The organism is Psychrobacter sp. Ps3 (assembly GCF_022129275.1).
In the GTDB taxonomy this organism is placed as follows: Bacteria; Pseudomonadota; Gammaproteobacteria; order Pseudomonadales; family Moraxellaceae; genus Psychrobacter; species Psychrobacter submarinus.
The window spans coordinates 58681-66582 of the sequence record NZ_JADQAL010000015.1 but is presented as its reverse complement, the minus strand read 5'-3'; the positions used below and the strand labels follow the sequence as shown (position 1 = coordinate 66582).

Genomic DNA, 7902 nt, shown 5'->3' with positions numbered 1-7902 from the left:
AACGGTCCTAAGGTAGCGAAATTCCTTGTCGGGTAAGTTCCGACCTGCACGAATGACATAATGATGGCAGCGCTGTCTCCAGCAGAGACTCAGTGAAATCGAAATCGCAGTGAAGATGCTGTGTACCCGCGGCTAGACGGAAAGACCCCGTGAACCTTTACTACAGCTTTACATTGAACTTTGACCTGACTTGTGCAGGATAGGTGGGAGGCTTTGAAGCAGACACGCCAGTGTTTGTGGAGCCATCCTTGAAATACCACCCTGGTCATGTTGGGGTTCTAACTCAGGCATCACAATGCCGAGGACAATGTATGGTGGGTAGTTTGACTGGGGCGGTCTCCTCCTAAAGAGTAACGGAGGAGTACGAAGGTGCGCTCAGACCGGTCGGAAATCGGTCGAAGAGTATAAAGGCAAAAGCGCGCTTAACTGCGAGACCCACAAGTCGAGCAGGTACGAAAGTAGGTCTTAGTGATCCGGTGGTTCTGTATGGAAGGGCCATCGCTCAACGGATAAAAGGTACTCCGGGGATAACAGGCTGATACCGCCCAAGAGTTCATATCGACGGCGGTGTTTGGCACCTCGATGTCGGCTCATCTCATCCTAGGGCTGAAGCAGGTCCTAAGGGTATGGCTGTTCGCCATTTAAAGAGGTACGCGAGCTGGGTTTAGAACGTCGTGAGACAGTTCGGTCCCTATCTACCGTGGGCGTTGGAAATTTGAGAGGATCTGCTCCTAGTACGAGAGGACCAGAGTGGACGAACCACTGGTGTTCGGGTTGTCATGCCAATGGCATTGCCCGGTAGCTACGTTCGGATGGGATAACCGCTGAAAGCATCTAAGCGGGAAGCCCACCTCAAGATTAGATTTCCCTAAAGAGCCGTTCAAGACTAGGACGTTGATAGGCAGGGTGTGGAAGCGCAGCGATGCGTGTAGCTAACCTGTACTAATTGCTCGTTTGGCTTGACCATACAACACCCAAGTGGTTTGTAGCTATCTATCAGAACTTGGTTCTATAGTTAGACAAGCATTATATCGATATCACCTTTATCCTTGATTCAGTTAGGATAAGTGATACTTAGTCAAATAAGTAAAACAAACACAGACTCATATCTAACCCCCTTTGCTGACGACAATAGCACGATGGCACCACCTGATCCCTTCCCGAACTCAGAAGTGAAACATCGTTGCGCCAATGGTAGTGTGGCTCCGGCCATGTGAGAGTAGGTCATCGTCAGCTCTCTATTCTAAGAAGAGTCATCCTTAACCGGGTGGCTCTTTTTTTTACCTTTAATTTAGTCATTACCATGTGACCTACACAGCTATTCCTATTTAAAGGAATAGCTCTTGCGAACCTGAGGAGGGATAAGCGAAACACGGTTTCGTCCGACGCAAGACAAGAGCTGTGCTCGCAGTTTGGCATGCAATTTTTTAACGGCTCTCAGGTCATCGTCCGCTCTCTATTCCTAAAAACCCCCTTAACTTAATTGTTAAGGGGGCTTTTCTTTGTCTGCTATTCTTTTATTGGTTTTGCCTTACCTGTAAGAATTATCTCTAACCCTTACAGTTTTTATCAAGAGCTATAGAACAGATGACTTACGAAAAATAAAAACATTATGATGAATAGCTTCATTAATTTTCTGCACATCGAACGTTTCTTTATCTTCAGGAAGTCTTAATACTTTAGGCAAACGTGTGATAACCATTTTGTCATTGGCGATAGCATAGTGTCTATAATATTCATTAACGGTCTCATCACAGTCAAACTCTAAATAAATAATATTATCAGTATGACTTTTTGCCAATCTAACGATCGATAAGAAAAACTCATTCTTTAATTGATTCTTTGAGTGTTCAATATCTTCGAAATCATATCTTGGTTGCCATCCTACTATTAGTCTTTGCCAAAGATTTCCTTTTTCCTTGGTGTCATGATAAAGCTTTAGCTTTTGTTCTAAACGCGATATCTGTTTGAGATTGCTTTCCACATCATCGAACTCTTCTTTGATTATATCTATGATCTCTTTGGAGGCTTCAGTAAGTCCTTTTGCATTATAGTTTTTATTCTCTAACGAAACGTAGATCATATCTAATAAGTGCCTAAAGCTAATTAGTCTGGCAACCATAATCTCTACGTTATAAGAGTAAGTTGCAATAGGTAGTAATTGAAAGTTCTGAATACTATCAATCATTCTATTAAAAATTTTACTTAAGTAATAAAATAGATAGTCTCGATCGTCCTTGTCGCTGATAGCGTTTTCGATGAGGTTGTTTAGCTTATTGAGTATCAATACAGTGATTTGTTGTTCATACTCATTCATACGCTTGTGAATATGAAATTCTGTTTCTTCACCGTCTTTTTCAAGGGGTTTTTTAAGTAACGGTTCAATTTGCGTCTTACATTTATATCGTGCATCTTCAATAAACTTGATAATCGTATCTGATACGCCAGCATCCAAAGTATAGAGCCGACTCATGCAATAAGTAACGTGCTCAAGGTAGCGCTCATTATCTAAAAGGTTTTTTCTGAGAACTACATGAGTTAAATATACGTATAGTTCATTTTGCATACTGTCTTCATGCAAAAAGCGTTTGAAGGAGTAAGGGTTTTGTCTAGGCTTATCAGCGATACCAATCAAATACCAATACTTTTCACTTTCGATTACAAAGAACTTTTTATGCTTAGCTTCTTCTCTGATAATACTAGGTAAGTTTTTTTGTTCTTGAAAATCAATATCAGTCGAGTCCCAAGCACGAAAGTCACGTTCTTGAATCTTTTGTTTGATAAAAACTTCTTTAAAATACGTTTTTACAACGTCAACATTAAGCTGTCTAATGCCAGGTTGTACTATCAGATTTACATTATCAATCCAAGTCGCTAAATCGTATAAAAAAGCACGCTTTATACTCTTTCGACTCTGTTGGTCTAAATGATGATCGCCTATATCAATTCGATTAATATAGTCGATCATAGCTTCTACTTTATCTGCAAGATCAATAGCATCGCAGGTTTGCGGTTGGGATTCGACCAGCTTTAGCATCTGTACGCTAATCGCTTGCAACTCTTTATTGCGTACTGCGGTGTTAGATAATACACTTCTAAGGTTTTCTGGAATGATATAAGTAAAATTTGCGCTAATATTTCTCTTTGACAATATTTTTTCGTACACACTTTTACGACTAGCAGGGTCAAGCTTTGGCAAAATATTGGCAATGATTGTTTTCCAATTAGTACTTAAAGCTGGATCTATCGATTTTAATTGATAAATTTGATACTCTGAGAGCTCATATACGTGCATATTGTAATTCCTTTGAACCATTTACAGTACTAATGTTTGCATAAGTGTCGTAATCTTAGCATTTATTAAATAGTCATAACACTGCCTATCATTCAAAATACTATTAAATCAGAAGGAGCCCTATGACAACTTCAAAAGTAACCTACCAAGGCGACTTGCGCACCACCGCCATCCATTTGCAATCAAACAATGAAATTATTACCGATGCACCGACTGATAATCAAGGCAAGGGTGAAGCTTTTTCACCGACTGATTTGTTAGCGACGAGCTTAGCCAGCTGTATGCTAACGATCATTGGTATTAAAGCCCGTGATATGGAAATCGATATTGCAGGTACTAGTGCTGAGGTGACCAAAGTGATGGCTGCTGATCCAAGGCGCGTCAGTGAAATACATGTTGCTATCTCTTTTAATCAGCAGCTCGATGAAAAAACACAAAAAATATTCTATAACACTGCGCTGACTTGTCCGGTTGCGAAAAGTATTCATCCTGATATTACGCAAAAGGTAACTATTCATTCTAAGAACTGATATATTTTATAACGGTGACTAATATGGCTTCCAAGACTTTACTTATCGTCGCTCATGCGCCATCACCCAATACTGAGAAATTGGCGAAGGCCGCTTACGATGGTGCCAACCATCCCGATATAGCTATCAATGTCCTTTTAAAGTCACCGCAAGATACGCAGCCTGAAGATATAATGGCAGCCGATGCCTTATTGTTAGGTACGACTGAAAACTTGGCGTATATGGCAGGGTTGACCAAAGACTTCTTCGATCGCTGTTATTACGCGGTATTAGAGCACAAACAGGGGCTGCCTTTTGCATTATATATTCGCGCTGGGTTTGATGGGACAGGAACTAAACTGGCTATGAAAACGATTATCACTGGTTTGCGTTGGAATCAAATCCAAGATACGCTTATTTTAAAAGGTGATTGGCAAGAGGTGTTTGTGGAGCAAGTCGAAGAGCTAGCAATGACATTGGCAGCAGGCATTGAGGCAGGTATTTATTAGACTGATTTATTGAACCTTTATTAAGATAGTATTATGAATAAAAATAACTTAGGTAATGCGGATATCAGTAGCCAAGACAGACTACCTTTTTCACAAGCTTGTGAAAATAATAAACAACCTATCCTAGAAGTACTACAAAAAGAGCTACAAGAGCATACTCATATCTTAGAAGTCGGCTCAGGTACCGGCCAGCATAGCGTTTACTTTGCACCAAGATTGCCGCACCTACAATGGCAAACCAGCGATGTAACTGATAATCATCAGGTGATACAAGCTTGGCATGATGCCTATCCCGCATCAAACCTGTATGCACCGTTGGCTTTTAATTTGTTAACAGATTCTATTCCAAAAACTAATACTGGCGAACCTTATGACGCTATATTTACTGCTAACACCTTACATATTATCGCTTGGCCTTTGGTTGAGAGGCTGTTTGAGTTGGCCGGAGAAGCATTACCCTTCAAGGGAAAGCTAATAGTATATGGACCCTTTAATGAAAATGGGCTTTATACTAGCGCCAGCAATCAAAGCTTTGATTTATCATTAAAGCAGCGTGATGCTGGTAGCGGTATTCGCCATAAAGAAGATATCATTGCTTTGGCAAAACAGCATAATCTAGAGTTAAGTTGTGAATACCAAATGCCAGCGAATAATCAAATTTTGGTTTTTCAAAAAATAACCGCTAACTAAGTCAGCGGTTATTTGCGTTTTAATATCAGTATCAAGTTCTAACCAGTATTACGTAGTCCTGCTGCAAGGGCATTGATACTGCGAATGAGTGGATCTTCTACCGCCAGTTTGTCGGTACTTTTAGCATCCTTATTATCAGGTTGGCGCATGCGTTTGAGCAGCTCGATTTGGATATAGTTGATCGGGTCTAAGTAAGCATTGCGCCATTGTAAAGACGCTGCCAGCTCTTGCTGCGTGGACAATAATGAGGTTTGCTCGAGCAGGGAGTTTAGGCCAGAGTGAGTAAGCGCGTGCTCGTGCTCGACAGCCTGCATGACTTGTGTGCGTAAGCGCTCATCTTTGCACAGATGACTGTAGGCGTGGGCGATATTCATCTCCGATTTAGTAAAGGCCATTTCGATATTGCTGATAAAGGCGCTAAAAAACGGCCAGTTTTTATTCATCTCTTTCATCAATCCTTCGTTTTGTTTGACACTCTCTAATGCCGTGCCCACGCCATACCACGCAGGAAGGGTAAAGCGGGCCAATGACCAGCCAAACACCCAAGGTATCGCCCGAATTGTTGATTTGCTTGGCAAGCCTTTTTTGCGGTGGGCAGGGCGCGAGCCGATATTTAGCAAAGAGATCTCTTGTACGGGCGTGGCCTCGGAGTAAAACTGATAAAACCCGTCTGTATTATCCGTCAATGCTCGATATTGCTGCTCGCCTGCATCGGCTAAATCTGCAAACAGTGCTTCATAGCTATCGAGCTGGGCCGGCTGCGCCACAAAGCGTGACGAGCTGGCTTTTAGTGCGCCTGTGATACCCATGGTCAGCTCAAACACTGCTGTATCTGGATTGGCGTATTTGGCATAGAGCACTTCGCCTTGCTCGGTAAACTTGATTTGTCCGTTTAATGTACCAGCGGGCTGCGCGGCAATGGCCTGATGAGTTGAGCCGCCGCCGCGACTGACAGAGCCGCCGCGGCCATGGAACAGACGGGTGCTGATGCCGTATTGGTTGGCAATACGTGTGATGGTCTGCTGGGCGCTATACAGCTGCCAAGCCGAGGTGATAATGCCGCCGTCTTTAGAAGAGTCCGAGTAGCCCAGCATAATCTCTTGAATATTGCCTGAGTGCTCAAGTAGCTCGCGATACAGCGGGTTATCCAGCACCGTTGGCATGATTTTATCGATATTTTTAAGGTCTTCGATGGTTTCAAACAGTGGCGCTACCGGCAAGGCGGCAAATAAGTGTCCGTCGTCATTGATACCAGACAAACCTGCAAAACGCATCAGCAGCAGTACTTCTAGTAGTTGACTGGCGTTATTGGTCATCGAGATGACGTAGCTGCCAAAAGTATCGTCGCCGACCAGTTTGCGCAGTTTGGCCACCGACTGCATCAATGCCAGCTGCTCACGGGTTTGCTCGCTTAAATTATCGGTATAAATCAGCGGTGTGCCTGGTTTTTGTAGTAGGCGGGTCAGCCACTCTTGGCGCTCTGCTTCGCTTAGCGCCTTGTAATCGGGCAAGTTGGAGGCATTGGCAAAAATATCGGCAATGACCTCGCCATGATAGCCTGAGTCTTGGCGAATATCGAGCGCGGCCAGATGAAAGCCGCAGGTTTTAACCAAGCGGATGGTATCTAGCAGTAGCCCTTCGGCATGGGCGCTATCATGCGTGTTGACGCTCTTGCGGATAAGGCGTAAGTCATCTAACAGTGCGGCCGGCGATAAGTACGCGTCTTTTGCTGCATTTTCGTCTGTGCCTTGGCTTTGGATATATTGGTTGGTCGCATTTATTTTGGCAAGGATGAGTGATAACAATCTACGGTATGGCTCGTGATTATAGTCATCAGGGTTATAACAAAACACCTGCTGATCCAGCTCGCTATAGTCTTTAATTCGCTCATAAATCTCGGGCGCGATGGTGACGATGCTATCGCTATGAATCAGCTCGCGGCGCAGCTTTCGGATCAATACTTGGTAATGGCGCAGCACGGTATTGGCATGCATCAACACGGCCATTTCTGTGGTCTCATGAGTGACGAAGGGGTTGCCATCTCTATCGCCGCCGATCCAAGAGCCAAAATTGACAAAAGCGGGCAGCGCATAGTCACTAAGCTCTGGATAAATCTCTACGATTGCGTCTTTGATATTGCGATAGACTTTCGGTATGGCGGTAAAAAGACTGGCATCAAAATAATGCAGGCCATTATTAATCTCATCATAGACCAAGGGTTTACGAGTCCGCACCTCATCTGATGACCATAGTAGATCAATGGTTTCTGCGGTTTTTTGTTTGGCCTGCTCAAAGGCGCGACTGCCCTCAGGATAGACACCCATGGCATCGGTATGTTCGTATAGCGTTTGCAAGATATTCATCGTCGTACGGCGACGCGCCTCGGTAGGGTGCGCGGTAAAGACTGGGATAAATTTTAGCTGATCGATGAGCTCTTTGATTTGTTCAGGTTCGATTTGGCGCTCACGGCATTCTGATAAAGTACGGCGAAAAGAGCCTTCCCAGCTTTGGTTGGACTCCGCGCGCATCACTCGCCGCTGCTCACGTAAGTAGTTTTCTTCGGTCAGGTTTGCCAAAAAAAAGTAAATAGAAAACGCGCGAATGACGTTTTTTAGTGTTTGATTGTCTAGCGAGGCGATGAGCTCGATAAGTTGTTGTTTTTGTCCGTCGTTATGCTCGCGGCGCTCTTGGATAAAACCTTGGCGCAAGGTCTCGATGGTGTCTAAGGTTTGTTGCCCAGATTGGCGAGAGATGGCCTCACCTAAAAACGATCCTAATAAACGAATGCGCGCACGCAATACGTCGTTATCTAATAACATAACTGTCTTCCTTGTCTATAACTAGGGAATATATCCAATAAAGCTTGGATATGGCTATTTTCCTTACTCAACGAACAATA

5 protein-coding genes and 2 rRNA genes are annotated in these 7902 nt (G+C 43.6%); 5 read left to right on the top strand and 2 right to left on the bottom strand.

What is annotated here, in order from left to right; translation table 11 throughout:
• Positions 1 to 967 (top strand): 23S ribosomal RNA (locus I3248_RS06680); the annotation flags it as partial.
• Between the two features lie 154 nt (positions 968 to 1121).
• Positions 1122 to 1236: ribosomal RNA gene (rrf, locus tag I3248_RS06675) — 5S ribosomal RNA — on the top strand.
• A gap of 340 nt (positions 1237 to 1576) precedes the next feature.
• Here rrf and I3248_RS06670 read toward each other — a convergent pair.
• Positions 1577 to 3295, bottom strand: coding sequence for a hypothetical protein (locus I3248_RS06670; protein WP_238063048.1), 1719 nt, complete (start codon positions 3293 to 3295; stop codon positions 1577 to 1579).
• A gap of 122 nt (positions 3296 to 3417) precedes the next feature.
• Between I3248_RS06670 and I3248_RS06665 the strand changes: the two genes are divergently transcribed.
• The 3 genes from I3248_RS06665 to I3248_RS06655 are packed head-to-tail and all read left to right on the top strand — an operon-like array spanning position 3418 to position 5003.
• Positions 3418 to 3825, top strand: a complete 408-nt coding sequence (locus tag I3248_RS06665; protein WP_238063047.1) for an OsmC family protein — start codon at positions 3418 to 3420, stop codon at positions 3823 to 3825.
• Positions 3826 to 3848: 23 nt separating this feature from the next.
• Positions 3849 to 4313: a flavodoxin family protein gene (locus I3248_RS06660; RefSeq protein ID WP_238063046.1), complete on the top strand. Its 465-nt coding sequence runs from the start codon at positions 3849 to 3851 to the stop codon at positions 4311 to 4313.
• A gap of 33 nt (positions 4314 to 4346) precedes the next feature.
• A complete protein-coding gene (locus tag I3248_RS06655) occupies positions 4347 to 5003 on the top strand; it encodes a DUF938 domain-containing protein (protein ID WP_238063045.1) in 657 nt (218 codons plus the stop codon).
• 38 nt (positions 5004 to 5041) lie between these two features.
• Here the strand turns inward: I3248_RS06655 and ppc are convergent, their stop codons facing one another.
• Positions 5042 to 7822 carry a phosphoenolpyruvate carboxylase gene (gene ppc / locus I3248_RS06650; protein ID WP_238063044.1) on the bottom strand — a complete coding sequence of 927 codons (2781 nt, stop codon included), beginning with the start codon at positions 7820 to 7822 and terminating at the stop codon, positions 5042 to 5044.
• Positions 7823 to 7902: the final 80 nt, after the last annotated feature.